The sequence below is a fragment of the Salipiger pentaromativorans genome, from assembly GCF_024721115.1.
In the GTDB taxonomy this organism is placed as follows: domain Bacteria; phylum Pseudomonadota; class Alphaproteobacteria; order Rhodobacterales; family Rhodobacteraceae; genus Salipiger; species Salipiger pentaromativorans.
On record NZ_JAMDHK010000011.1, the window covers coordinates 73,573 to 98,965 of the forward strand.

General features: G+C 66.5%; 25 protein-coding genes. 13 read left to right on the forward strand and 12 right to left on the reverse strand.

What is annotated here, in order from left to right; translation table 11 throughout:
- Positions 1-58: 58 nt before the first annotated feature.
- From M4578_RS16130 to M4578_RS16155, 6 genes are all read right to left on the reverse strand, one after another.
- On the reverse strand, positions 59-625 hold the full coding sequence (locus M4578_RS16130) for an NADPH-dependent FMN reductase (protein WP_258094319.1): 567 nt from the start codon (positions 623-625) through the stop codon (positions 59-61).
- A gap of 187 nt (positions 626-812) precedes the next feature.
- The gene (locus M4578_RS16135; RefSeq protein WP_258094320.1) at positions 813-1,739 is read right to left on the reverse strand and encodes an electron transfer flavoprotein subunit alpha/FixB family protein; all 927 of its coding nucleotides are present in this window, start codon (positions 1,737-1,739) and stop codon (positions 813-815) included.
- On the reverse strand, positions 1,739-2,497 hold the full coding sequence (locus tag M4578_RS16140; protein ID WP_258094321.1) for an electron transfer flavoprotein subunit beta/FixA family protein: 759 nt from the start codon (positions 2,495-2,497) through the stop codon (positions 1,739-1,741). The genes M4578_RS16135 and M4578_RS16140 overlap by 1 nt, the downstream gene beginning before the upstream one ends.
- Positions 2,498-2,681: 184 nt before the next feature.
- Positions 2,682-3,812: a M48 family metallopeptidase gene (locus M4578_RS16145; protein WP_258094322.1), complete on the reverse strand. Its 1,131-nt coding sequence runs from the start codon at positions 3,810-3,812 to the stop codon at positions 2,682-2,684.
- A gap of 3 nt (positions 3,813-3,815) precedes the next feature.
- Positions 3,816-5,039, reverse strand: a complete 1,224-nt coding sequence (locus tag M4578_RS16150; protein WP_258094323.1) for a YjgN family protein — start codon at positions 5,037-5,039, stop codon at positions 3,816-3,818.
- Between the two features lie 68 nt (positions 5,040-5,107).
- Positions 5,108-7,531 (reverse strand): DNA topoisomerase IV subunit A, encoded by a 2,424-nt coding sequence (locus tag M4578_RS16155; RefSeq protein WP_258094324.1) that lies wholly within the window; start codon positions 7,529-7,531, stop codon positions 5,108-5,110.
- A gap of 179 nt (positions 7,532-7,710) precedes the next feature.
- On the opposite strand from M4578_RS16155, the gene M4578_RS16160 reads away from it, so the two are divergent.
- The 4 genes from M4578_RS16160 (at position 7,711) to M4578_RS16175 (ending at position 9,990) form a co-directional block, all read left to right on the forward strand.
- Complete coding sequence (locus M4578_RS16160) at positions 7,711-8,259, forward strand: SH3 domain-containing protein (protein ID WP_258094325.1); 549 nt, start codon at positions 7,711-7,713, stop codon at positions 8,257-8,259.
- A gap of 63 nt (positions 8,260-8,322) precedes the next feature.
- Positions 8,323-9,156: an SDR family NAD(P)-dependent oxidoreductase gene (locus M4578_RS16165; RefSeq protein WP_258094326.1), complete on the forward strand. Its 834-nt coding sequence runs from the start codon at positions 8,323-8,325 to the stop codon at positions 9,154-9,156.
- A gap of 58 nt (positions 9,157-9,214) precedes the next feature.
- Complete coding sequence (locus M4578_RS16170) at positions 9,215-9,415, forward strand: twin transmembrane helix small protein (protein WP_258094327.1); 201 nt, start codon at positions 9,215-9,217, stop codon at positions 9,413-9,415.
- 2 nt (positions 9,416-9,417) lie between these two features.
- On the forward strand, positions 9,418-9,990 hold the full coding sequence (locus M4578_RS16175) for a cob(I)yrinic acid a,c-diamide adenosyltransferase (protein ID WP_258094328.1): 573 nt from the start codon (positions 9,418-9,420) through the stop codon (positions 9,988-9,990).
- 22 nt (positions 9,991-10,012) lie between these two features.
- Here M4578_RS16175 and M4578_RS16180 read toward each other — a convergent pair whose 3' ends face one another.
- Both M4578_RS16180 and pyk read right to left on the reverse strand, forming a co-directional pair.
- Entirely contained in the window at positions 10,013-10,237 is a 225-nt protein-coding gene (locus tag M4578_RS16180) for a hypothetical protein (RefSeq protein WP_258094329.1), read from the reverse strand.
- 190 nt (positions 10,238-10,427) lie between these two features.
- Positions 10,428-11,873 (reverse strand): pyruvate kinase, encoded by a 1,446-nt coding sequence (pyk, locus tag M4578_RS16185; protein ID WP_258094330.1) that lies wholly within the window; start codon positions 11,871-11,873, stop codon positions 10,428-10,430.
- Between the two features lie 145 nt (positions 11,874-12,018).
- Here pyk and M4578_RS16190 point away from each other — a divergent pair, with 145 nt between their 5' ends.
- On the forward strand, positions 12,019-12,756 hold the full coding sequence (locus tag M4578_RS16190) for an N-formylglutamate amidohydrolase (RefSeq protein ID WP_258094331.1): 738 nt from the start codon (positions 12,019-12,021) through the stop codon (positions 12,754-12,756).
- 11 nt (positions 12,757-12,767) lie between these two features.
- Entirely contained in the window at positions 12,768-13,082 is a 315-nt protein-coding gene (locus M4578_RS16195) for a DUF1244 domain-containing protein (RefSeq protein ID WP_258094424.1), read from the forward strand.
- Positions 13,083-13,136: 54 nt separating this feature from the next.
- Here the strand turns inward: M4578_RS16195 and M4578_RS16200 are convergent, their stop codons facing one another.
- The gene (locus M4578_RS16200) at positions 13,137-13,658 is read right to left on the reverse strand and encodes a DUF3576 domain-containing protein (protein ID WP_258094425.1); all 522 of its coding nucleotides are present in this window, start codon (positions 13,656-13,658) and stop codon (positions 13,137-13,139) included.
- Between the two features lie 282 nt (positions 13,659-13,940).
- Between M4578_RS16200 and M4578_RS16205 the strand changes: the two genes are divergently transcribed.
- From M4578_RS16205 to M4578_RS16215, 3 genes are all read left to right on the forward strand, one after another.
- Entirely contained in the window at positions 13,941-15,029 is a 1,089-nt protein-coding gene (locus M4578_RS16205; protein WP_258094332.1) for a porin, read from the forward strand.
- Between the two features lie 81 nt (positions 15,030-15,110).
- Positions 15,111-16,586 (forward strand): tetratricopeptide repeat-containing sulfotransferase family protein, encoded by a 1,476-nt coding sequence (locus tag M4578_RS16210; protein WP_258094333.1) that lies wholly within the window; start codon positions 15,111-15,113, stop codon positions 16,584-16,586.
- On the forward strand, positions 16,577-17,230 hold the full coding sequence (locus tag M4578_RS16215) for a YggS family pyridoxal phosphate-dependent enzyme (protein ID WP_258094334.1): 654 nt from the start codon (positions 16,577-16,579) through the stop codon (positions 17,228-17,230). Before M4578_RS16210 ends, M4578_RS16215 begins: the two co-directional genes overlap by 10 nt.
- Here M4578_RS16215 and acpS read toward each other — a convergent pair.
- From acpS to M4578_RS16230, 3 genes are read right to left on the reverse strand one after another with little or no spacing between them, the layout of a single operon-like run.
- Positions 17,221-17,652, reverse strand: a complete 432-nt coding sequence (gene acpS, locus M4578_RS16220; protein WP_258094335.1) for a holo-ACP synthase — start codon at positions 17,650-17,652, stop codon at positions 17,221-17,223. The genes M4578_RS16215 and acpS overlap by 10 nt on opposite strands.
- A 9-nt stretch (positions 17,653-17,661) precedes the next feature.
- Positions 17,662-18,105, reverse strand: coding sequence for a hypothetical protein (locus tag M4578_RS16225; protein ID WP_258094336.1), 444 nt, complete (start codon positions 18,103-18,105; stop codon positions 17,662-17,664).
- A complete protein-coding gene (locus M4578_RS16230) occupies positions 18,105-18,857 on the reverse strand; it encodes a pyridoxine 5'-phosphate synthase (protein ID WP_258094337.1) in 753 nt (250 codons plus the stop codon). Before M4578_RS16230 ends, M4578_RS16225 begins: the two co-directional genes overlap by 1 nt.
- A gap of 214 nt (positions 18,858-19,071) precedes the next feature.
- On the opposite strand from M4578_RS16230, the gene M4578_RS16235 reads away from it, so the two are divergent.
- The 4 genes from M4578_RS16235 (at position 19,072) to cydB (ending at position 25,383) form a co-directional block, all read left to right on the forward strand.
- Complete coding sequence (locus M4578_RS16235; RefSeq protein ID WP_258094338.1) at positions 19,072-20,724, forward strand: ABC transporter ATP-binding protein/permease; 1,653 nt, start codon at positions 19,072-19,074, stop codon at positions 20,722-20,724.
- Positions 20,721-22,391, forward strand: coding sequence for an amino acid ABC transporter ATP-binding/permease protein (locus tag M4578_RS16240; RefSeq protein ID WP_258094339.1), 1,671 nt, complete (start codon positions 20,721-20,723; stop codon positions 22,389-22,391). Before M4578_RS16235 ends, M4578_RS16240 begins: the two co-directional genes overlap by 4 nt.
- 182 nt (positions 22,392-22,573) lie before the next feature.
- Positions 22,574-24,214, forward strand: a complete 1,641-nt coding sequence (locus M4578_RS16245) for a cytochrome ubiquinol oxidase subunit I (protein WP_258094340.1) — start codon at positions 22,574-22,576, stop codon at positions 24,212-24,214.
- 5 nt (positions 24,215-24,219) lie between these two features.
- The gene (gene cydB / locus M4578_RS16250) at positions 24,220-25,383 is read left to right on the forward strand and encodes a cytochrome d ubiquinol oxidase subunit II (RefSeq protein ID WP_258094341.1); all 1,164 of its coding nucleotides are present in this window, start codon (positions 24,220-24,222) and stop codon (positions 25,381-25,383) included.
- Positions 25,384-25,393: the final 10 nt, after the last annotated feature.

Here is a 25,393-nt window from a genome sequence, read left to right on the forward strand (position 1 = left end):
GGGCTGCCGGGTTTCTCCGGCAGCCCTTCGCGCGTTTCCGTGAGTGGCGGAAAAATTCTCAGGCGCGGGCCGGCTTCAGCGCCTCGGCCCAGACAAGCAGTTCGTCGAGCATGCCTGCGGTGCCCTTGGCCACCTCGGCATTGGGCGACAGCTTGCCTTCTTCGGTGATGTCGCCAAAGACCATCGGCATCGGCACGACCTGCTTGATCGGCATGACGTTCATGTTGGCCAGCAGCATCCGCAGCTCTTGCGCGGCGCGCATCCCGCCCGAGATGCCGCCGTAGGAGACGATGGCCGCGGGCTTGCGCGCCCATTCGACGACCAGAGCCTGGATCGCGTTCACCACGGTGGCCGGCGGGAAATAGTTGTATTCCGGGGTCACGAAGACAAAGGCGTCGGCGTCGGCGACAGCGGCGCTCCAGGCTTTGGTGTGATCCTTGGTGTAGTTCTGCATCGCAGGGTGGTTCGGCTCGTCGAGCAGCGGCAGGCCGAAGCTGTCGAGGTCGAGGATCTCGACCTCGAACTTGCCGTGTTCGGTGGCCTGTCCGGCGACCCAATCGCTGATGATCGGGCCGATGCGGCCGGGGCGGGTGCTGGTGGTGATGACCTTGAGTTTCAGTGCCATGGGGCAGTCCTTTGCCTATGCGTTCGCTTGCGTTCGTTGAGGGAAAGCTAAGGGCTCGCTGCAGCGCGGCAAACGGCCCGAAGCGCACAGTGCGCGTGCATTGATGCACGCAGCGGAACGGCAAAGAAAAAGGCCCGCCTGAGGCGGGCCTTTCCATCGCGTCTGTCGGGGAAGTCCCCGCAGGCGCTCAGAGTTTTTCGGTCAGTTCCGGCACGGCCTGGAACAGATCGGCGACAAGGCCGAAATCGGCGACCTGGAAGATCGGCGCCTCTTCGTCCTTGTTGATCGCGACGATGATCTTGCTGTCCTTCATCCCGGCGAGGTGCTGGATCGCCCCCGAGATGCCCACGGCCACGTAGAGATCCGGTGCGACGACCTTGCCGGTCTGGCCGACCTGCCAGTCGTTCGGTGCAAAGCCGCTGTCGACCGCCGCGCGCGACGCGCCGACTGCCGCGCCGAGCTTGTCGGCGAGCTTCTCGATGATCGCGAAATCCTCTTCCGAGCCGACGCCGCGCCCGCCCGAGACCACGATGCCGGCCGAGGTCAGCTCGGGACGGTCGCTTTCGGCCACCTTGTCCTCGATCCATTCCGACAGGCCGGGATTCTCGCCCGCCGCCACGTCCTCGAGCGCTGCCGAGCCGCCGGTGGCGGCTGCATCGAAGGTCGAGGTCCGGAAGGTGATGACCTTGGTCGCATCCTTGGACTTCACCGTCTGCATGGCGTTGCCCGCATAGACCGGCCGTTCGAAGGTATCCGCATCCACCACGGCGGTGACATCGGTCAGAACCATCACGTCCAGCAGCGCGGCGACGCGCGGCAGGATGTTCTTGGCGTCCGTGGTCGCCGGGGCGACGATGTGGCTGTAACCGCCGGCCAGCGACACGATCAGCGCTGCGGTGGGTTCCGCCAGACGGTGGCCGTAAAGCGCGTCTTCGGCGACCAGAACCTTGGCCACGCCCGCGATGGTCGCGGCTTCGGCGGCGGCGTCCTTGGCAGAGGAGCCCACGGCCAGAACCGTCACCTCGCCCAGAGGCTGCGCGGCGGAAACGGCCTTGGCGGTGGCGTCCATTGCCAGTGCGCCGTCGTTGATTTCTGCAAGAAGGAGTACAGCCATCAGATCGCCCCCGCGTCTTTCAGTTTCGCCACCAGCTCATCGACCGAGCCGACCATGATGCCCGCGGCACGTTCCGCCGGCTCTGCGGTCTTGACGATCTCGAGCCGGGGCGCGGTATCGACGCCGTAATCGGCGGCGGTCTTCTCATCGAGCGGCTTTTTCTTCGCCTTCATGATGTTCGGCAGCGACGCATAGCGCGGCTCGTTGAGGCGCAGGTCGGTGGTGACGATGGCGGGCAGCGTGACCTTGATGGTTTGCAGACCGCCGTCCACCTCACGCGCCACAATGGCGGCATCGCCGTCGACTTCCAGCGTGTTGGCATTGGTCGCCTGGGCAAATCCGGTGAGCGCCGCCAGCATCTGGCCGGTGGCGTTCAGGTCGTTGTCGATGGCCTGCTTGCCGCAGATCACCAGACCCGGCTCTTCTTCCTTGACGATGGCGGCGAGGATCTTGGCCACGGCCAGAGGCTCGATGTCCTCGTGCACATCGTCGGCGGCGACCACGAGGATGGCGCGATCGGCGCCCATGGCGAGCGCGGTGCGCAGGGTTTCCTGCGCCTGTTTCACACCGATGCTGACCGCGATCACTTCGCTGGCCTTGCCGGCTTCTTTCAGACGGATCGCCTCTTCCACGGCGATCTCGTCGAACGGGTTCATAGACATCTTCACATTCGCAAGATCGACACCGCTCCCGTCCGCTTTCACGCGAACCTTCACGTTGTAGTCGATCACACGCTTGACAGGCACCAGGACCTTCATATGCGGTTCTCTCCCTTGTGTGTGTCGTGCCTTGGCACGGCTCCTGAAAATTGCTCTCCCACGGGGTGATAACGAAGTGAACGCGAGGGAAACAGGTCTAAAACGACGTGTTAGCGCCAAAGGGACGCCGCGTTTCGTCACGAAACCTGCGGTTGCCCCCGGGCGGGGGCTGCGCCGCAGAGACTCAGCCGCGGTCCTTGCAAATCGTGCGCAGCGCCTGCCAGTCGGCGGTGCCGAGCGCCGGGCGGTGCGGGGTCTCTTGCGGCGAGGCGGCATTGGCGGCGTCGATGCGGGTGGCGAGCCGGGGGTGCGAGGCGAAATGCGCCATCGGGCCCTCGACATCGCCAAATTCCTTGCGGAAGGTCTCGAACATCTCGGCCAGCGCCGAAGGCGGCAGCCCCGCCGCGATCAGCATGTCATAGGCATATTGATCGGCCTTGGCCTCGGCGTCCTGGCTGTAGCTGGCATTGATCAGCCGTTCGGCCAGCAGCACCATCACCGTGCCGCCGGTGAAATCGCCGAAGACCAGCCCCAGAAGCCCGACAGAGCCGGCGGTGCGCAGCGCGTGGCGGGTGGGGTCGCGATGCACCACATGGCCGATCTCATGCGCCAGAACGGCGGCCACCACATCGGGGCTTTGGGCCTTGTCGAGCAGCCCGCGCAGCACGACGATCTGCCCGCCGGGCGCGGCGAAGGCATTCATCATCTTGTGGTCGATGACCGACACGGAGAGCGGATAACCCAGATCCTGCCCGCCGGTCAGCCGCGCCACCATGCGGTCGAGCGCGGCGCGCCCGGCGGGGGCATCGCAATCGAGCGCGCCCAGTTCGCTGGCGCCGAGAAAGCGCTCCATCTGCGCCTTGACCCCCTGACCGAAGGCGATTTCCTTATCCAGCGGCAGGAGACCGGCCAGCGTGTTGGCCAGCGCCGGGAGGATGACGAAGATCATCGCGGCCACCGCCGCCAGCGCGCCGCCGAGCCGCAGCGCGATCCGCCGCCCGGTGCCGTCGCGCAGATCCTTGCGGTGCAGGCGCGGGCGGGTCCGGTGCAGCCAGGCGACCATCTCGGGGTCTTCCACCACCAGCCGCGCCGGATCGCGCGGGGATTCGTCGGGCGTGTCGAGATGGCGGGTGAGCACGATCTGCGAGGGGTCGGCGTGATCGCCAAGCGCGCGCAGATCCGGCAGCGGCCAGACCACTGGGGCAGCAAGGCTGTCGCCGGTGATCACCAGCGCGTTGCGGTCCTCCGACAGATCCACCTGCACCGCGTGCCGGGCCGCCGACTGGCCGTCATAGAGATGGGCGTTGCCCTTCATGGCTCAGATCGCCCCGCCGATGTCGAGCGCATCGGCAAAGCCTTCGGCATCGGCGCCGGGATCGGCCAGACGCTGGTGGATCTCGGCCAGCGCCTCGATATTGATCACCGTCAGGCTCTGCACGTAATGGCGCAGGATCGGCTGGGTGATCAGCGCTAGCGCGCCCGCCTGCGCGGCGATCAGCGTCAGCAGATAGCCCGCGACCGAGATCACGATGGGCGGGATCATTCCGGGTTCGAACGTGCTGTCCGGTGCCGTGAGATCGAGCCCCGACAGCATCAGCGCCGCGATGCCGCCGAACACCGCGACCGCAACGGAGAGCAAGAGGCTGAGGATCAGGCTGCCGACGATATAGGTGCCGATCACTTTTGCGGTGCGGGGCTGGGCGTGGAAGGCGATCTTGCCCATCAGCATCTTGTGCCGGGTCAGATAGGCAAAGCACTGCACGCGGTAGGAAATCACCCCGATGACGAACCAGACGAGCCCCGTGGGGATCGCCAGAACCGCCAGCATCGTGAGCAGCGAGGCGGGCTCTTCGATGAAGGCGGCGGCGGTGCCGCCCAGAGCCATCAGCACCAGGCCGATGAAGATGTGCTTCATCTTGGCGTAAAGCGCGGTCCAGCGGCCTTGCTGTTCGAATTGCGCATCGCCGAACCAGGACCGGTCGGTCATGTATTTTTCCAGCCGGAAGGTCATCAACGGGGTCAGCAGACCCAGGCTGATCAGGGTCAGAAGCCAGTATCCGAGGGCACGGAAGGCATAGCCCCAGGCGGCCTTGTCCATGCCGAACCGGATGCCGCGCCAGCGCGAGCGGGCGAGCTTGTAGCGGCGGGCGCGGTAGATGGCGAAGAAGATGAAGGGCATCAGCGCAAGGGCCGAGACCGAGAAGCCCGCGGTCTGGGCGAGGGCCTGTTCGGGTGTCTGCGGCGCGGCAAAGATCCGCAGGCCGAAATAGAACAGCACGATCTGGATCAGCCCCAGATAGACCGCGAGGAACACCACGGCGAGCAGGAAGCCGAGGAATTTCTCCAGCCCGGTGCCGGTATATTCGAAGCGCGATCCGTCGAGCCGGGCAGAGGACCAGATATAGCGGCGGATGCGGGTCTTGGCCCAGAAGCGGTAGATCCCGAGGGTGAGGAGGGTCAGCAGCCCGGTGCACAACGCCAGCCAGAACAGCGCCTTGCCGTGACCGGTGTAATCGCCATGGGCATAGTTGCCGTCGCTCATCGCTTCTGCCGTTCGGTTACGCGCCCTGCCGGGCCCACGGGAAACAGATCCCGCCCGGGGGGGCGGGATCAGGTAAAGGTATTGTCCCTCGGGAAGCCGCGCGGCGCCATGCGCCCCGTCCCGGCGCGTTTGCCGATCCATTCGTCAAGCGCCGTTTCGGTGCGGGTGCGGCCCGCCGGATCGTGCCACGAGAGCCCGTCGGCCAGCGTGAAGGTGGTGGCGTCGGACAGGCCGCCATCCTTGTATTTTTGCAGCCGCACACCCTTGCCGCGGCCCATTTCAGGCAGCTCGTCGGCCATGAAGACCAGCACCTTGCGGTTCTCGCCCACCACGGCCACCGCATCGCCCGCGACCGGCTTGCAGATCTTGGCCTTCACCCCGTCCTTGACGTTCAGAACCTGCTTGCCGGAGCGGGTCTGCGCCAGCACCTCGTTTTCCGGCACGACAAAGCCGTCGCCCGCTGAGGAGGCGACCAGCAGCCGCCGGTCGGGCACGTGGATGAAGATGTCAACGATCTCCACATCGTTGGGCAGATCGACCATGATGCGCAGCGGCTCGCCCATGCCGCGCCCGCCGGGCAGGTTGGCGGCAGAGACGGTGTAGAAGCGCCCGTTGCTGCCGAAGACCAGCAGCCGGTCGGTGGTTTCGGCGTGGAAGATGAAGCGCGGGCCGTCGCCATCCTTGAACTTCAGTTCGCGGGTGAGGTCGATATGGCCGGTCATGGCGCGGATCCAGCCCATCTGGGAGCAGACCACGGTGATCGGCTCGCGCTCGATCATCGCCTCGAGCGGCACCTCTTCGGCTTCGCCGGCCTCGGCAAAGGAGGTCAGACGGGCGCCACGCTCCAGATCCTTGGCGAATTTCTTGCGCGTGTCGCGGAGCTGCTCGGAGATCTGCTTCCATTGCAGATCGTCGCTGTCGAGCAGATCTTCGAGCCCGGCGCGCTCTTCCATCAGCTTGTCGCGCTCGTTGACCAGCTCCAGCTCTTCGAGGCGGCGCAAGCTGCGCAGGCGCATATTGAGGATCGCCTCGGCCTGCACGTCCGAGAGCCCCTCGGACCGGCCGATGAAGCGGTGCGGGATCTGCGCCGGGCCGCCCTCGTCGGCCAGCACGCCGCGCGCCACAGCCTCGGGATCGGGTTGCAGCTCCAGCGACTTGACGTCGATGCCGGTCAGCGGCGAGCGGTAATCGCTTTCATCCGTGGCGCGGGCGATGGTGGCCTGGTGCGGTTTCGACCAGTCCTCGTACATCAGCGCGGCCTTGGGGTCGTCGTCGTAGCGGATGATGTCGATCACCCGGTCGAGGTTCAGGAAGGCGACGATCAGGCCCTCGAGCACCTCCAGCCGGTTGTCGATCTTGGCCATGCGGTGGCGCGCCCGCCGGACCAGCACGTCGCGGCGGAAATCGAGGAAGGCGCGCAGCACCTCTTTCAGCGAGCAGACCCTGGGGGTGAGCCCGTCGATCAGCACGTTCATGTTCAGTGAGAAGCGGATTTCCAGATCGGAGTTGCGGAACAGCATGTTCATCAGAACATCCGGGTCCACGTTCTTGGTCTTGGGTTCCAGCACCATGCGGATGTCTTCGGCGCTCTCGTCGCGGATGTCGGCGAGGATCGGCACCTTCTTGGTCTGGATCAGCTCCGCCAGACGTTCGACCAGCTTGGATTTCTGCACCTGATAGGGGATCTCGGTGACCACGGCCTGCCATTGGCCGCGGCCCAGGTCCTCGACCTCCCATTTGGCGCGCAGGCGGATGCTGCCGCGCCCGGTGCGATAGGCTTCGGCGATGTTCTCGCGCGGCTCGACGATGACCCCGCCGGTGGGGAAATCGGGGCCGGGGACGTAGTTCAAAAGGGTTTCGTCGCGGGCATCGGGGGTCTTGATCAGATGCAGGCAGGCGTCGATCAGCTCGCCGATATTATGCGGCGGGATGTTGGTGGCCATGCCCACCGCGATGCCGGATGCGCCGTTCGCCAGCAGGTTCGGATAGGAGGCGGGCAGCACCACCGGTTCTTCGAGGCGGCCGTCGTAGTTGGGGCGAAAATCGACGGCGTTTTCGTCGAGCCCCTCCAGCAGCGCCTCGGACATGATGGTCATGCGCGCTTCGGTATAGCGTGAGGCCGCTGGGTTATCGCCGTCGATATTGCCGAAATTGCCCTGACCGTCGACCAGCGGGTAGCGGATCACGAAATCCTGCGCCAGACGCGCCATGGCGTCGTAGATTGCGGCGTCGCCATGGGGGTGGAAGTCGCCCATCGTGTCGCCGCTGATCTTGGCGGATTTCAGGAAACCGCCCGACGAGCTGAGCCGCAGCCGCCGCATGGCGTAGAGAATCCGCCGGTGCACCGGCTTCAGCCCGTCGCGCGCGTCGGGCAGGGCGCGGTTCATGATCGTCGAGAGCGCGTAGGTCAGATAGCGCTCGCCAATGGCGCGGCGCAAAGGCTCGGCCACGTCACGGGGGTTCATGTTGGGGTCATCGACGATGTCGCTCATAGATGCTGTGATACCTCTGTGGCCCGGAGCGGTAAAGCGATCCTCTGTGACGGGGGAAAAATTTTCGGCATTTCCCTTCGGTATTATGGGGGAATCGGATAAGACAAGAGCAACGCCGCGTAGTCTGCCTGCGGCGATGTGACATTTTAGGAAGAGTTCGGTGGGGGGCCGCGTTCGATATGACGCGCTTTATTCTTTTGACGTTCGGATTTCTTGGCTGGGCCTGGTACGAAATGTCCGGCGGAGCAGGGTTTGAAGCGGGCACGCCGCTGGAGCCCGTCGCGTCGCTCGAAGAAGACCGTCTGCCCGAAGTCGCCCGCGCGGAGACCGGCGCGGCCGACCTGACCTCGGTCGCACAGACCCGCGCCAAACCGGCGATTGCGCCTGTCCCCAAGCTCGACATCACGCTGGTTGCGGCCAAGCCCGTGGAGCTGCCCTCGGCGGCGCCGGTCCGCGCCGTCGATGTGGCGGCCGCGCCGGTGGTGAGCGATGCCGCGCCGGTTGTGCCCGCGCTGGAGAGTCTGCCCGATCTGCGTCTGGTCACCGGCAGCCGCGTCAACATGCGCAACGGGCCGGGCACCGGGTTTTCGGTGGTCAGCCGGCTGGTGCGCGGCGACAAGGTCGAGGTGCTGGCCGATCCGGGGCAGGGCTGGGTCAAGCTGAAGGTTGTCGAGACCAACCGCATCGGCTGGATGTCCGACGATTTCCTGCGCGTCGCGGTGAACTGAGCGCGGCTTGCCCCGCTCGGCGCTTTCGCTTAGGCGAGGCGAAACGGGCAGGGAAAGACGCGCATGACCGGCAAATCCGTTCTGATCACGGGCTGTTCCTCGGGGATCGGCTATGACGCCGCGCAGGGGCTGCGCGCGCGGGGCTGGCGGGTCTTCGCCGCCTGCCGTCAGGAGGCCGATTGCGAACGGCTGCGCGGCGAGGGGTTCGAAAGCCCGCAGCTCGATTATACCGACGAGGCGAGCATTTTGCGCGCGCTGGACGAGGTGCTGGCGGCCACCGGTGGCACGCTGGATGCGCTTTACAACAACGGCGCCTTTGCGGTGCCGGGCGCGCTGGAGGATCTGCCGACCGGCGCGCTGCGCGAGATCTTCGAGGGTAATCTCTTTGGCTGGCACACGCTGACGCGCGCGGTGATTCCGGTGATGCGGGCGCAGGGGCATGGGCGGATCGTCAACTGCTCCTCGGTGCTGGGGCTGGTGCCGATGCCCTGGCGCGGGGCTTATGTTTCGACCAAATTCGCGCTTGAGGGGCTCACCGATGTGCTGCGGATCGAGATGCGCGACACACCCATCAAGGTGATCCTGATCGAGCCGGGGCCGATCACCTCGCGCATCCGGGCAAACTCGGTGCCCTATTTCGAGAAATGGGTGAACTGGCAGGGCTCGCCGCGCAAGGCGCAATACGAGGCCTCGCTGCTGAAGCGGCTTTATGCGGCGCCCTCGAAAGACAGTTTCGAGCGACCGCCCTCTGCCGTGACCGCCAAGCTGGTGCAGGCGCTGGAGCATCCGCGCCCGCGACCGCGCTATTACGTGACCTTTCCCACCCATCTCATGGGGCGGCTGCGGCGGATCCTGCCGACCGCCGCGCTGGATGCGCTGATCGACCGCGCGCGATAGGCGTTCGCTTTTTGCCGGCGACCGGCTATGTCAGGGGCAAAGCCCGGAAGGAGACGAGATGAAAGACGATCCGCTGTTCCTCGTGATGGCCGCCGCCATGCTGGCGGTGGTCGCGGTGCTGCTCTTCGGCATCGGGTCCTTTGCCAAGGGCGGAGAGTTCAACAAGAAATATGCGAACAAGGCGATGCGCTGGCGCATCATCGCGCAATTCGTCGCGGTGGTGCTGATCGTGTTGTTCGTTCTGATCCGCAGGGGCTGACCATGGTTGTTCTGAACAAGATCTACACCCGCACCGGCGACAAGGGCGAAACCGCGCTGGTCAACGGCACCCGCGTGCCGAAATACGCCGCGCGGGTCGAGGCTTATGGCACCACCGACGAGCTGAACTCGGTCGTGGGGCTGGCACGGCTGCACGCCGAAGGCGATCTGGACGCGGCGCTGGCACGGATCCAGAACGATCTGTTCGATCTGGGTGCAGACCTCGGTCGGCCCGAGATGGAGAAGGATGCCGAGGCGGGCTATCCCGTGCTGCGCATCATCGCCACGCAGGTGGACCGGCTGGAAGCGGAAATCGACGCGATGAACGCCAAGCTGGAGCCGCTGCGCAGCTTCGTGCTGCCGGGCGGCTCGGCGGCGGCGGCCTTTCTGCACCAGTGCCGCACGGTGGCACGCCGCGCCGAGCGTCGGGCGGTCGAGCTGGCCTCGGTCGAGGATGTGAACGAGCACGCGGTGAAGTATCTCAACCGGCTCAGCGACTGGTTCTTCGTCGCCTCGCGCATCGCCAATGACGATGGCCGGGCGGATGTGCTCTGGGTGCCGGGAGCGAACCGCTAGACGGTTCCCGGACCCGCGCGGCTCAGCGGATCATCTCTCCGATCACGCCATAGACGGCAGTCGGGATGTCGGTGAGCCGATAGCCGCCGGGCTGCTTGGTGTTGCCGTGCAGCAGGACCGCGGCGGCGGCGACCGCAACCACGGCGCCGACGCGCGGCGGGCGGCTGTCGGAATAGGCCGAGATGATCGCGGGAATCGCGATCACCGCCAGGAACAGGCCGAGGACAAGATACTGATCCGGGTGCATGTTGGCCCAATCCGCCGCGTGAGAAATGCATTCTGCGACGTCAGGTTAGCACGGAACGGGGGGCCGTGACAGCGGGCGCTGTCATCGTCGCTTTCGGCTGGCCGCAGGCGCAGGTCAACATGGGACATGTGCCGCAGCCGCGGAGAGCGGCGGGGCCACGATTCGCGCGTTGCGCGGGCCCCGCGCCGGATCACTCCGGATCGGTGGAGTAGATCATCCGTTCGTCGCAGGGCGCGACGCGCAGGATGTTCGTGGTCCCCGGCATGTTGAAGGGCACGCCGGCGGTCACCACGATCTGATCCTCGGACCCGGCATAGCCCTGCGCCCGCGCGGCCCGCGCCGCGTTCACCACGGCCTGCTTGAAGCGCTCCAGCTCGCCGGTCATCACGCAGTTCACCCCCCAGGTCAGCGACAGCCGCCGCGCGGTGCCGCGCAGCGAGGTCATGGCGATGATCGGCACGCGGGGCCGTTCGCGCGCCACCTTGGCCACGGTGGTGCCCGAGGAGGTGAAGCAGCAGATCACCTTGATATTCGCGGTCTCGGCGATCTCGCGCGCCGCGGCGACGATGCCGTCGGCGACGCTGACGCGGTCGATGTTGCGGCTGGCCTCGATGATCTCGGTATAGGTCGGGTCCTTCTCGACGCCCACGGCGACATTGTTCATCGTCGTGACCGCCTCGACCGGGTATTGCCCCGCCGCCGATTCCGCCGAGAGCATGATCGCGTCGGAGCCTTCGTAGATGGCGGTGGCCACGTCCGAGACCTCGGCCCGCGTGGGCATCGGGCTTTCGATCATGCTTTCCAGCATCTGGGTGGCCACGATCACCGGCTTGCCCGCCTTGCGGCAGGCGCGGATCAGGCGTTTCTGGATCGGCGGCACCGCCTGCACCGGCAGTTCCACCCCGAGATCGCCGCGCGCCACCATGATGCCGTCGGACACTTCGAGGATCTTGTCGAAGGCTTTCACGGCAGAGGGTTTTTCGATCTTGGAGAGGATGGCGGCGCGCCCGTCGCAGAGCTTGCGCGCCTCTTCCACGTCCTCGGGGCGCTGCACAAAGCTCAGCGCCAGCCAGTCGACGCCCAGAGCGGCGGCGAATTCCAGATCCTTGCGGTCCTTTTCCGACAGTGCCGCCAGCGGCAGCACCACATCGGGCACGTTCACGCCCTTGCGGTTCGAGATCGTGCCGCCGGCCTCGACCACGCAATTGGCGAAGTCGGGGCCGCATTCCTCGACCCGCAGGCGGATCTTGCCGTCATTCACCAGCAGATGCGCGCCCACGCCGAGCGCCTGGAAGATCTCGGGATGCGGCAGGCAGACGCGCTTCTTGTCGCCTGGTGCCGGATCGAGATCGAGCCGGAACGTGTCGCCCCAGTCGAGCTCTTCGGTGCCGTTCGCGAACTCGCCCACGCGCAGCTTGGGCCCCTGGAGGTCGGCCAGGATGGCGATCGGGCTGTCGAGATCCTTTTCCACCTGACGGATCAGCCGGTGCATCTTGGTGATGTCCTCGTGGCTGCCGTGGCTCATGTTGAGACGGAACACATCGGCGCCGGCCTCGTGAAGCGTGCGGATCGTCTCGTATGTGTTGCTGGACGGGCCCAGCGTGGCCACGATCTTGACTTTGCGCAAACGTCTCATCTTGGTCTCCCTGCTCCGGTGCGATGGCGCCGGCCCCATTGTTCACCCTTAAACCAGTTACCGCTAACGCCCCTTTGCGGTATTGCCCAATTCCCTTCGCGGTGCAACTGCACTAAGTGAAGCAGGCAGGAATAAGACAAGAGCCATGACCTACACGCCATACCATATCGAGGGAGGGGGCCGGAAAGGACGGTTTCTGGTCACCTGCGATCATGCGACGAATACCGTGCCGCCCGATCTGGGGGGAAGCCTTGGGCTGCCCGAAGAGGACATGGCGCGGCACATTGCCTATGATGTAGGCGCTCTGGGGGTTGCGCAGGCCCTTGCCGAAGCGCTGGACTCGCCGCTGATCTGGGCGGATTTCTCGCGTCTGGTGATCGACCCGAACCGTGGCGAGGACGATCCGACGCTGCTGATGCGGCTTTATGACGGGTCGGTCATCCCGGGCAACCGGCAGGCTTGCGGAGTGGAAAAGGAGCGCCGGCTCAACGCCTATTACCGACCGTATCACGGCGCGCTGGAATCGCTTGCGGCGTCGCGGCGGGAGGTCGCCATCGTGGCGGTGCATTCCTTCACCCGACAGCTTCGCGGCCGGCCATCGCGGCCCTGGCATGTGGGCATCCTGCATGCCTGGGATGCGCGGCTGTCGGATCCGCTGATCGCAAGGCTCGAAGCCGAGCCGGATCTGACCGTGGGTCGCAACGAGCCTTATCCCGGGCATCTGCCGGGGGATTCGATCGACCGCCACGCATTGCGCCATGGGCGGGTGAACACGCTGATCGAGCTGCGCAACGATCTGATCGAAACCGGTCAGACGCAGAAACAGTGGGGAGAGCGCCTGGCGCCGGTGCTGGACGCGGCGCTCGACGAGGTGCCGGAATGACGGAGGACAAGATGGACGACCAGACCCGGATCGAGATCGAGGCAGCCGCCTTTCGCCGGCTGCGCAAGCATCTGATGGAAGACCGTGCCGATGTGCAAAATATCGACCTGATGAACCTGGCGGGGTTCTGCCGCAACTGCCTGTCGCGCTGGTATCAGGAAGCCGCCGCCGAGCGGGGCATCGAGATCGGCAAGGCCGAGGCGCGTGAGATCTATTACGGCATGCCCTATGACGACTGGAAGACACAGCACCAGAGCGAGGCGGACGAGGCCAAGAAAGCCGCGTTCGAGGTCGCGTTCCGCGAGAACGTCGGCAAGGACGGCTGAGACCTCAGGCGGTGCCCCGGGCGGGGCGCTGCAACGCGGGTCGGGCGGGAATGCTTAGAGCTTGCTGTCGCGGCCGCGAAGCTGGCGGGCCCGGGTCAGGATGGCATCCTCGACCGCGCGCACGGTGGCGGCATCGGCAGGGCCCGAGCGAGTCATGATGGCGACATTGAGCGAACGGGCGTCAAGCGCGGGATCCGAGACATAGACCGTCGCGCGATAGGCGCGTCCGCCGCCGGGCGGGGTGCCGTAACCGGTGGTGATCACGCCGGTAAACGGATCGACCGATTCTACCGGCAGGAAATCCAGCACCTCGAGCGAGGCGTTCCAGATATACTTGTTCACCGCGCCGACCTTGCCGGCATCCTCGCGCGCGCGGAAGATGTCCCAGATCGTGGATCTGGGGCGCCCCTCGCGGCCGTAAAGCTCGTTCTCGATGATTTCCTGGGACCGTTCGGCATTGCCGGGAGGCACCGTCTGCGTGTCCGAGCCCTGGCCGTCGAACCAGCCACGAACCGTGCCGCAGCCCGACAGAACCAGCATTGCGCCGATCAGGCCGACTCTCGCTGCCTTCCGCATGTCTTTCATCCGCCCAAGCTCCTGCCCGTCCCGTCTCTTCTGCCCCCTGCATACTCGGCGGCAGGGCGCGCGACAAGACGTCAATACCTATGGAGTCAGGCGCTTTGCGCGGCATCTCTCCGGGGTGTCCGGATTTTTGTGGCAATTGCGCATCACTGCCCGCCTTGTTCGGCGGCCCGTCTAGCGACCGGTTGCAAACGCGGCGGGGGAAAGCGCATAGAAGCGTCATCAAGGCCGGGCTACCCGGATTGGTACGTGCCTTACGAACACATGAGGGAAACAATGAAAAAGATTCTGTTTGCTACCACTGCGCTGGTTGCAACCGCAGGCGTCGCCTCGGCAGAGATCGCGCTGACCGGGATGGCCGAAATGGGCATCTACGACAACGGCAACGACGACACCCAGTTCTTCACCGACATCGACGTCACCTTCACCATGTCCGGTGAAGCCGACAACGGCCTGACCTTCGGTGCCAACGTCGACCTCGACGAGTCGGACGGTTCGGGCTCGGCCGCTGGCTCCTGTGAAACCCGCACCGCAGGCGTTGACCTGAACGGCGGCGGCGTGATCGGCGTCAACGACGACTACAGCCTCTGCACCCCGGGCACCTGGGCCGTGAACGGCGCTTCGGGCTCGTTCTCGGGCAACACCCAGGGCGGCGAAGCCATCTTCATCTCCTACGGTGGCGCGACCCTGACCATGGGCGACACCGACGGTGCATATGACGCGGCTCTGCCCGAAATGGCGCTGGCCGGCGGCTCGCTGAACGACGACGAAACCGTCCACCTCGGCTTCAACCACGCTGACGGTGACGGCGGCGCGCTGGGCCTCGACGGCTTCGGCGACGGTCAGATCGCTCGCTTCGACTACGCCTACAACGGCTTCACCTTCTCGCTGTCGGCTGAACAAGTCGCAGACGGTGCCGACGTTCCGGGCATGGGCGAAACCATCTGGGGCCTGGGTGTGACCTGGAGCGGCCAGCTGAGCGCCGTGGACCTGACCGTTGGTCTGGGCTACCAAGCTCTGGACGACTGGGGCAGCATCGTGGGCGTCGCGGCCACCGGCGGCTTCGCCAACGGCATCTCGGCCGGTCTGACCTACTCGAACTTCGACAGCGATCTGGCTGGCGTGGATGACATCGAGCACGTCGGTGTTGGCTTCGGCTACGAAATGAACGCCCTGGCCGTTGGCCTGAACTGGGGTCGTTTCGAGCAGGGCGGCGACGAGACCTCCGGCTGGGGTCTGGCAGCTACCTATGACCTCGGCGGTGGCCTGGAAGCCCGCTTCGGCTACGGCTACTCCGACTTCGACATCGGCGGCGTGACCGGCGATTTCGACACCTACTCGCTGGGTCTGCGTATGAACTTCTAATCTCCCCGGAGATTGAGGTAAGGAAAGAGCGGGCATTCGCCCGCTCTTTTCTTTTGTCACACAGCCAAGGTGTCCGATCCGATGCTGCCCCTTTCCGCCGCAACGAAAGCCCGGCTGTTCCAGCAGGCCACCGCCCATATGGCCCAAGGCCGCTTCGCGCAGGCAAAAGCCGCGCTGACGCAGCTTGCCGCCGCCGATCCGACGCGGCCGGAATTCGTTTTTCATCTCTCGAGAATCGCCTTTGAAGAGGGCGACCGCGAGGCTTGTCTGGCCAATCTACGCAAGGCCGTGGCGTTGGCGCCCTCCCATCCCAAGGTGACGCAGCACGCCGCCGAACGGTTCCGGTATTTCGGCTGCGCCGAAGAGGCGCTTGCCGCCTATGATCGGCTGATCGCCGAGGGCAGCCAGGTGCTGAAGGCCCGCGCCGACAAGGCGCATTATCTGCAATTGCTCGGCCGGTTCGACGAGGCCGAGAAGATTTTCCGCAAGCTGATCCGCCAGCATCCGGACGAGGCGCAGCTCTACCGGATCTTCCTCACCACCAAGACGCTCCGGTCCGGGGATCCGCTGCTGCAAGCGATGGAGCGGCTTTGGCCGCGCAAGGATCTCAGCGACGAACGGCGCATTCACCTGGGCTATGCGCTGGGAAAGGCGCTGGAGGAAACCGGGCAGCCGGCCCGTGCTTTTGCCTGTTTCAAGCGCGCCAATGCGTTGCAGCGCAAGGCCGCGCCGTTCGACAATGCCGCGCAGGACCGGGAATTTGCCGGTGTGCTTGCGGCGCAGGAAGGGCTGGACCCCGGGGCACCGCTTCGGGGCGCGCCGTTGTCGCCGCGCCCGATCTTCGTGACCGGCATGCCGCGTTCGGGCACGACGCTGGTCGAACGCATTCTCGCCGCCCACAGCGATGTCGCGGCGGGCAACGAGCTGGGGCTGGCGCTCAAGCTCGCCTACGGCATGTTCGGGGTGGGCGAAGACATGCGCCCGCTCGCGGCGGAGCCCCCCGAGGCCCTGCGCGCCTTTGCCGAGCGCTATTCGCTGCTTGCGCGCCGCGATGTGCCGGGCGAGAGCCCGGTGATCACCGACAAGTCGATCCTGTCCTATCTCATCGTCGGGCTGCTGCATCACAGCTTGCCCGGCGCGCGCTTTATCGTGGTGCAGCGTGACCCGCGGGACATCGCCCTTTCGATTTACAAGAACTTCTTTGCGACCGGCACCCACCGTTACGGGAACGATCTGGCCGACATCGCGCATGCGATCAAACGGTTCCGCGACATGATCGGCCATTGGAAAACCCGCTTGCCGGGGGTGATCCACGAAATCCGCTACGAGGATCTAGTGGCCGATCCCGAGCCGCAATCGCGGGCGCTGGTGGCCGCCGCGGGGCTTGACTGGCAGGACGCCTGCCTTGATTTCCACAAGAACACCGACGCCGTGAAGACGTTGAGCGTCAGCCAGGTGCGCCAGCCGATCTATCGCGGATCGGCGCGGGCCTGGGCGAAATACGAGCGAGAGCTGGAACCCTTCATCGAGGCCTGGGGAGACGAACCATGGGACTGACCGACATCCGCGACCGCGTTGCCAAAGCCGAGGCCGCCGCAGGCCGCGCGCCGGGATCGGTGCAATTGATCGCGGTCAGCAAGGTGCAGCCGCTGGAGCGGGTCGAGGCGGTGCTGGAACAGGGCCACCGGGTCTTTGGCGAGAACAAGGTGCAGGAGGCGCGCGGCAAATGGCCGGCCTTCATGGAGCGCTTCGAGGGCGTGTCCGTGCATCTCATCGGCCCGTTGCAGACCAACAAGGCGCGGCAGGCGATGGAGCTGTTTTCGGCGATTCACTCGGTGGACCGGCCCAAGCTGGCGCAGACGCTGGCGCGGCTGGCGCAGGAAACAGGGGCCTGTCCCGATCTCTTCATCCAGGTGAATACCGGAGAGGAAGAGCAGAAGGCCGGCATTCTGCCGGGCGAGGCGGATGCGTTCATCGCCGAGGTGCGGGCGCTGGACCTGCCGCTGAAGGGGCTGATGTGCATTCCGCCGGTGGACGAGACCCCGTCGCTGCATTTTGCGCTTCTGGGCAAGATCGCCGCCCGCAACGGGCTCGAGGGGCTGTCGATCGGGATGAGTTCGGATTTCGAAGAGGCCATCGCGTTCGGAGCGACCCATGTGCGCGTCGGCTCGGCGATTTTCGGCGAGCGCGATTACGGCTGAGCCTCGGGCGCCGGGCGCTTGCCGGCGACCGGCCGCGCCTCGATCACCACGAACGCCTGCGCCCAGGGGTGATCGTCGGTCAGGGTCACATGGATGATGGCCTCGTGCCCGGGCGGGGTCATCGCGTCCAGCCGCTCCCTGGCCCATCCGGTCACATGCATCACCGGCTGGCCGGTGCGCAGGTTGGTGACCGCCATGTCCTTCCACGAGATGCCCATGCGCAGCCCGGTTCCCAGCGCCTTGGAACAGGCCTCTTTCGCCGCCCACCGCTTGGCATAGGTGCCGGCGGTATCGGCGCGGCGCTCGGCCTTCTGCTGCTCGGCCTCGGTGAAGACGCGGTTGCGGAACCGGTCGCCGAAGCGCGCCAGCGTCTTTTCGATCCGCTCGATATTCGCCAGATCGGTGCCGATTCCGAGGATCATCCGGGCCGCCTAGCGCGCCAGCCGTGGGGTGACCGCTCCGGTGGCCTGGTTCACCGTCACCGAAAGCGCGGCCCGGCCGAACCCGGCGGTGGCCTGATTGTAGAGCTGCACCGGCAGGGTGAAGGTCAGACCCCGCGCGGGATCGTAGCTGGCGCCGAGATCGGCAAGGCTCATGCCCGAGAACCCGCCGCCGTTATAGCCGACGACACGGCATTGCCGGTCGCCAAGCTCGTTATAGGGCGGCGACAGGATCAGCAGCCAGAAGGCGCCCGCCGCGGGCTCGATCGTGTCGAGCACCGCCAGCCGGACCGCGCCATTGGCGAAGGTCCGGGTGTTCTGCTCCCAGGGTTCGGCGATGGCGTTGGCCCGGGCCTGCCACTCGCAGGGCAGGACCTCTTGCGCGGCGAGCGGTGTGGCCAGCGCGATCAGGGCGAGACCGGCGGCGCGCAGCATCAGGCGCGGGCCTCGTCCATCAGGCGGCGCATCTCGGAGATGGCCGGGCCGAGGCCGCGAAAGATCGCCTCGCCGATCAGGAAATGGCCGATGTTCAGCTCCATCACCTCGGGGAAGGCGGCGATGGGCGCGACCGTTTCATAGGTCAGCCCGTGGCCGGCATGCACCTCGAGCCCCAGCGAATGGGCGAAGGCGGTCATCTCGCGCAGACGCTCCAGCTCGGCGTCGCGTTCGTCGAACCTGCCCTCGTAATGCAGATCGCAATACGCGCCGGTGTGCAGTTCGACCACCTGGGCGCCGATGCGGGCCGAGGCCTCGACCTGCGGCTTGTCGGCGCCGATGAACAGCGACACGCGGCAGCCCGCCGCGCGCAGCGGTGCGATGAAATGCGCCAGGCGGTTCTCGTCCTTGGCCACTTCGAGCCCGCCCTCGGTGGTGCGCTCCTCGCGCTTTTCCGGCACGATGCAGACCGCATGCGGCTTGTGGCGGAGCGCGATGGCCTGCATCTCGTCGGTGGCCGCCATCTCGAGGTTCAGCGGCAGGGTCAGCGTGTCCATCAGCCCGTCGATGTCGGTATCCGAGATATGCCGGCGGTCTTCGCGCAGATGCGCGGTGATGCCGTCGGCGCCGGCCTCTTCGGCGATCTTCGCGGCGCGCAGCGGATCGGGGTAGGCGCTGCCGCGTGCGTTGCGCACGGTGGCGACGTGGTCGATGTTGATGCCAAGCCGCAGGCGTCCGGCATAATCGGTCATGGAATCCTCATGAGGCGCAGGGTTTGCGCGGACAGTAGACCGCAAACCGCGAGGGGGAAACCGGTTTTCACGCAGAACGCCACCGGGCGCGGCGCAGGCGCGTTGCGTGGCTGGCGAGAGGCGCCGGGGTGGCGGAGTGACGCGGGCTGCGGGTTTGCCTTGCTCCCGCGCGGGGGCTAAGACGATCCGATAAGGGACATCTTCGGGGATTTTCTTGGCCAAACGCTCGTCACCGGACCGCCTGCTGCCGAAGCAGGCCCAGAGCACGCTGCGTCGCGCCGCCCTGCTGTCGGCTGTCGCCGCGGCCCTCTGGCCGTTGCAGGCGCTGGCGCTGGCCTGGGGGATCGGCGGCTGGGTCGCGGGCGCCGGGCCGCAGGCGGGCTTCGTGGCGGCGGGCTGTTTCGCGCTGCTGGGTGTGGTCCGCGCGGTGATCGACCGTGTCGCGGCGCGGCTTGCGTTCCACGCGGCCGATGGGGTCATCCACGACCTGCGCCAGAGCCTGCTGACCCGCGAGGCGCGCCGGCCGGGGGCGGCGGCCTCCTCCGCCGCGCTGGCGGCGATGCTCACCGAAAAGCTCGCCATTCTCGGCCCCTGGATCACCCGTTACCGCCCGGCCATGGCGCGCACGAAGCTGGTGCCGCTGCTGATCCTTGCGCTCGCCTTCTATGTCTCCTGGGCGGTCGGGGTGATCTTTCTGGTCGCCGGGCCGCTGATCCCGGTCTTCATGGCGCTGGTTGGGATGGCCGCGAAAGAGGCGAGCACCCGCCAGATGGTCGAGATCGGCGATATGAACACGCTGCTGATCGACCGCATCGCCGCGCTGCCCGACATTTTGCTGCTGAACGCCGGCGACGCCTCGCGCGCCGCCTTCGAGGCGCGGGCCGAGGGGCTGCGGGCGCGTACCATGGCGGTGCTGCGCGTGGCCTTCCTGTCCTCGACCGTGCTGGAGCTTTTCTCGGCCATCGGCGTGGCGCTGGTGGCGGTCTATGTGGGGTTTTCGCTGCTGGGAGAGCTGAATTTCGGCACCTGGGGCACCGGGCTGACGCTGGGCGAGGGGGTGTTCCTGCTGCTGCTCGCGCCGGATTATTTCCAGCCGCTGCGCGATCTGGCCGCCGGCTGGCACGACAAGGCCGCCGCCGAGGCGGTGGCCGACGAACTGGACGCGCTGGAGGCGGACGAGACCACGCCGGTGCTGGGGCAGGGCGCGCGGGCCGAACCGCTGGCCGGCCCGGCCTCGGTCGTGCTGAGCGGTGTCGCGGTCACCCGCGGAACGCTGGCGCTGCGCCTGCCCGATCTTGCGGTGGCGCCGGGAGAGAGCGTGGCATTGTCCGGGCCGAGCGGGGTGGGCAAATCCACCGCGCTCGATCTGATCGCCGGGCTGCTGACCCCCGCCGAAGGGCAGGTTACGGTCGCCGGTCAGGTCCTTGGCTGCGAGATCGCCGATGCCTGGCGCGCCCGCGTCGCCTATGTGCCGCAAAGCGTGCATGTGCCGGATATGACCCTGCACCGCTTCCTCGATCCGCACGATCTGGGCGCCGATCTGGAAGCCGCGCTGCGCAAGGCTCGGGCCGAGGGCATCGTCGCCGCCTTGCCGGAGGGGCTGGAGACCGTTCTGGGGGAAACCGGCGCTGGCGTCTCGGGCGGCGAAGCGCGGCGGCTGCTGCTGGCGCGGGCCTTCCTGACCGGGGCGGACGTGATCCTGGCCGACGAACCGACGGCGGATCTGGATGCCGCGAACGGCGCCGCGATCATCGAGGCGCTGGCCGCACTCGCGGCCGAGGGGCGCACGGTGATCGTGGCCACGCATGATCCGGCGCTGGCGGCGGCCATGGGACGGGTCGTGCGGTTCGGGGAGGATGCGGCATGAGGCGGCTCTGGCAGGTTCTGCGGCTGTTGTGGCGGGCCGAGCCCTGGGCGATGTGGCGCGGTGCGGCACTGGCGGTGGCGGTGCTGATCATGGGCGCCGCGCTGCTGGGGCTGTCGGGCTGGTTCATCACGGCCACCGGCATCGCCGGGATTGCCGGGATCGGCATCGCCTTCGACGTGTTCCGCCCCTCGGCGGGCGTGCGCTTTCTGGCGCTGGGCCGCGCGGCGGCGCGCTATGGCGAGCGGCTGCTGACTCATGATGCCACGTTGCGGGCGCTGGCGCGGCTGCGGGTGACGCTGCTGCAACGGCTGGAGCGGTTCTCCATGCCCGATCTGCGGCGCCTGCGCGGGGCTGCGGCGCTGACCCGGATCACCGCCGATGTCGATGCGCTCGACGGGGTCGTGCTGCGGCTGGCCTTGCCGGTGGCGGCGGCGCTGATCACCCATGGCGCGGCCTTTGTGGCGCTCTGGGCGCTGACCTCGCACGCCATCGCGGCCTCGGTCGCGCTGGGCTACCTGCTGGGCGGCGGTGTGGTGCTCTGGCGCGTGGGGCGCGCGACGCTGGCGCCCTCCAGCCTGGCCGAAGAGGCGATGCAGACCCTGCGTCAGCGGGCCATCGGGCTGTTCCGGGGCCGGCGCGAGGCGATCCTCCAGGGCACGCTGCCGCGCTGGCGGGCGGCGCTGGATACGACCGAACAGGAGGCGCGCGGCGCGATGGACCGGCTCGATGCCATCGACACCGGTGCCGGGATGATCCTTGCGATCATCGTGACGCTGGTGACGGCGGCGGCCTTTGCGCTGGCGGGCTGGCTGGTGGCGGGCAGCGGGCTCGATCCGGCGCTGGCCGCGATTGGCGTCTTCGTGTCGCTGTCGCTGGCCGAGACATTGCTGCCGCTGCGCCGGGGCATGGCCGAGATCGGCCGGATGCGCGACGCCGCCGAGCGTGTGATGGCCGAGCCGGCGCCGCATGCGCTGCCCAGGCGCAGCGGCCCGGCCGAGCCCGCCGTCGCCGGCGCGGCGTTGGAAGTGCGGCATCTGTCGCTGGCGCGGCCGGGCTGGACGCGGCTTTTGCTGCACGATCTGTCCTTTGCCGTGATGCCGGGCGAGATGCTCGCCATCCGGGGCGAAAGCGGCGCGGGCAAGAGCACGCTTCTCGACGTGCTGGCGGGGCTGGAACCCGCGACGGCGGGCGAGGCGCTGCTGCTGGGCAAGCCGCTGCCGTCGTGGGAAACGGTGGCGCTGCGCGACGCGCTGACGCTGGTGCCGCAGCGCGCGGCGCTGCTGTCGGGCAGCATTCTGGAAAACCTCGCGCTCGCCGATCCGGGTTTGACCGAGGACAAGGCCCGCGCGGTGCTGCGCGCCGTCGCGCTGGACGAGACCGTTTCCGCCCGTGGCGGGTTGCAGTCACAACTGGGTGAGGGCGGCGCCGGGCTGTCCGGCGGACAGGCCCGCAGGCTGGTTCTGGCGCGGGCGCTGCTGCGCGCGCCGGCGGTGCTGCTGCTGGACGAGCCGACCGAGGGGCTCGACGGACCGACCGCCCGCCAAGTGCTTTCGGGCGTTAAGGAATTTCTGCCTTCGGCGGCGATTGTCACGGCGTCGCACCGGGCTGCCGAGCTTGAGGCCGCGGATCGGGTCCTGACCCTCGAAAGCTACATTCCGAAAATATGATATTTTTGATCCAGATCAAATCATGACCCTTTGAGTCGGGTGTAGCACGAGCCCAAATCTGACTCTGCAAAATAGGTTTATGGCGCAGATATAAACATGAATCTGTGGCGCATCTTTGTTCGTAAAGCTGAAACAGCTTCGTGCAACACAGAGATGAGCCACGTAAACCGAGGAGACTAGAAATGGAGCTCGATCTCGTCGAGCTGTCGCGCCTGCAATTTGCGATGACGGCGATGTATCACTTCCTCTTCGTGCCGCTGACGCTGGGTCTGTCGATCCTCGTGGCGATCATGGAGACGGTCTATGTGATGTCGAACCGCCCGATCTGGCGGCAGATGACGAAGTTCTGGGGTACGCTGTTCGGCATCAACTTTGTGCTGGGCGTCGCAACAGGCATCACCATGGAATTCCAGTTCGGCATGAACTGGAGCTACTACAGCCACTATGTCGGCGACATTTTCGGCGCGCCGCTTGCGGTCGAGGGGCTGATGGCCTTCTTCCTCGAGGCGACCTTTGTGGGGCTGTTCTTCTTCGGCTGGGACAAGCTGTCGAAGGTGGCGCATATGATCGTCGCCTGGCTGGTCGCCATCGGGTCGAACTTCTCGGCGCTGTGGATCCTGATCGCCAACGGCTGGATGCAGAACCCGGTGGGCGCCGAGTTCAACCCCGACACCATGCGGATGGAGATGACCTCGTTCTTCGAGGTGGTGTTCAACGAGGTGGCGCAGGCGAAATTCGTGCATACCGTGTCCGCCGGCTACGTGACCGCCTCGGTCTTCGTGCTGGGCGTTTCGGCCTGGTACATGCTGAAGGGCCGCCATATCGAGCTGGCCCGCCGCTCCATCGCGGTGGCCGCGAGCTTCGGTCTTGCCTCGGCGCTGTCGGTTGTGGTTCTGGGCGATGAGTCCGGCTACTCCGCCTCGCATACCCAGAAGATGAAACTCGCCGCCATCGAGGCGATGTGGGAAACCCATGACGCGCCGGCCCCCTTCACGCTGGTCGGCTTCCCGGACAAGGAAGCGCGCGAAACCCACTATGCCGTCGAGATCCCCTGGGCGATGGGGCTGATCGGTACGCGATCGCTGACCAAGGAGATCCCGGGCATCAACGATCTGGTGGAACAGGCCGAGGAGAAGGTGCGCTCGGGGATCATCGCCTATGACGCGCTGATGACCATCCGCGAGCAGCGCGACGCAACTCCGGAAGCGGTGCGGCTCTCCTTTGAAGAGCATTCCGCCGATCTGGGCTTTGCCTTCCTGCTGAAACGCTATGTGGACGATCCGCGCGAGGCGACCGAAGCGCAGATCGCACAGGCCGCCGAGGACACGATCCCCGGTGTGGCACCGCTGTTCTGGGCGTTCCGGATCATGGTGGGGCTGGGCTTCAGCTTCATCGCGGTGATGGCCTATTTCTTCTTCATGGCCAATTTCCGCACCATGCAGTTCCCGCGCTGGGCGCTGCGGCTGGCGGTCATCATCATCCCGACGCCCTGGCTTGCCGCCGAACTGGGCTGGTTCGTGGCCGAGTTCGGCCGTCAGCCCTGGACCGTGGACGGCGTGCTGCCGACGGCGCTCTCGGCCTCGCATCTTTCGGTGGGCGATCTGCTGATCACGCTGGCGGGCTTTGTCACCTTCTATTCGGTGCTCTTCGTCATCGAGATGAGCCTGATGGTCAAATACATCCGCAAAGGCCCGTACATGGATGTCGCGGAAACCGACGCGTGGATGGAGCGGCATGAACACCGGCTGCGCACCCACGATGGCAAAGGGCCCTTTGCCGATCCTTCTGATCCGCGCACCTCTGGTGCGACCCCTGCGGAGTAAGTCACATGATCCTGCATGAATTTCTGAGTTTCGAGCTTCTGCGCGTGGTCTGGTGGGCGCTGCTGGGCGTGCTGCTGATCGGCTTCGCGCTGACCGACGGGTTCGACATGGGGGTGGGCGCGCTCCTGCCCTTCGTCGGCCATAACGATGTGGAGCGGCGCGTGGTGATCAACACCATCGGGCCGGTCTGGGAAGGCAACCAGGTGTGGTTCATCCTGGGCGGCGGTGCGATCTTTGCCGCCTGGCCGCCGCTCTATGCGGTCAGCTTCTCGGGCTTCTACCTGGCGATGTTCGCCGTGCTCGCGGCGCTGATCCTGCGGCCCGTGGGGTTCAAGTACCGCTCCAAGCGCGACAGCCAGCGCTGGCGCAACGGCTGGGACTGGGCGCTTTTCGTGGGCGGCGCGGCGCCTGCGCTGCTCTTCGGTGTGGCGGTGGGCAACGTGCTGCTGGGCGTGCCCTTCCATCTGACCGAAGATCTGATGCCGATGTATGACGGCACCTTCTACGGCAAGTTCCTGGGCCTGCTGCACCCCTTCGCCATCCTCACCGGCGTGGTGTCGCTGTCGATGCTGCTGATGCATGGCGCCGCCTGGCTGACGCTGAAGACCGAGGGCATGGTGCAGATCCGCGCCCGCAACATCGGCACCATCGCCGGGATCGTGGCCGCCGTGACCTATGCGCTCGCCGGTGTCTGGCTGGCCTTCGGCATCGACGGTTTCCAGATCGTCGGCGAAGTGGTCAAGGACGGCCCGTCGAACCCGCTGCATTCCGAAGTGACGCGCGGGGGATCCTGGCTTGCGGCCTATACCGCCCGCCCGTGGATCGCCATCGCGCCGATCATGGGCTTTGCCGGCATCGCCCTGGCGGTGCGCGGGCTGCGCGAGGGCTTTGAAGTCTCGACCCTGCTGTGGTCGAAGCTGGCGATCACCGGCATCATCGCCTCGGTCGGTCTGACCATGTTCCCCTTCATCCTGCCCTCGACGGTGGATCCCAACAGCTCGCTGACGGTGTGGGACAGCTCGTCTTCGCATCTGACGCTTTTCGTGATGCTGGTGATGGCGCTGATCTTCATGCCGATCATCCTGGCCTACACGGCCTGGGTCTACAAAGTGCTCTGGGGCAAGGTCACCGAAGAGGATGTGACCGGCCATTCCGACAGCGTCTACTGAGAAAGGAGAG